1 pseudogene is annotated in these 414 nt (G+C 66.9%); it reads right to left on the bottom strand.

Annotated features, from left to right (window positions below):
• Positions 1–62: 62 nt before the first annotated feature.
• A pseudogene (locus ACWTU8_RS33025) lies at positions 63–414 on the bottom strand (DeoR family transcriptional regulator); the annotation flags it as partial.

Genomic DNA, 414 nt, shown 5'->3' with positions numbered 1-414 from the left:
ATGGGAGGCCGGATTTGTCAAGGCAAGCGGGCAATCCCGACGTCCGGCATGCTGCCGGGCATTCAGGCGAAGTGGATTTCAGCGCCCTGGCGTTCGAAATCGGCGAGGATCGCGGCCGGCGCGGTCTTTTCGACCCCCAGATGGCGGATCGCTTCGGCGCCGGCGACGCGATAAGGCGCCGCGGTGGCCAGCTTGTCGTTGGTGACGGCGATGACGATGCCGGCGCTGTTCCTGGCCATGGCCCGCTTGACCTCGGCCTCGGCCGAATCGAATGCCGTCACACCGCGTGAGGCATCCAGGCCGCAGGAGCCAAGGAAAAACAGGTCGGTGCCAAGCTGCGCAACGGCGGCCAGCGTGTCGGCGCCGACGCAGGTTCCAAGATCGCGGACGAACCTGCCGCCAAGCACGGTCAGT

The sequence above is a fragment of the Mesorhizobium sp. BHbdii genome, assembly GCF_053848045.1.
The sequence above is the reverse complement of the archived record's forward strand: the minus strand, read 5'-3'. Positions and strand labels throughout refer to the sequence as shown.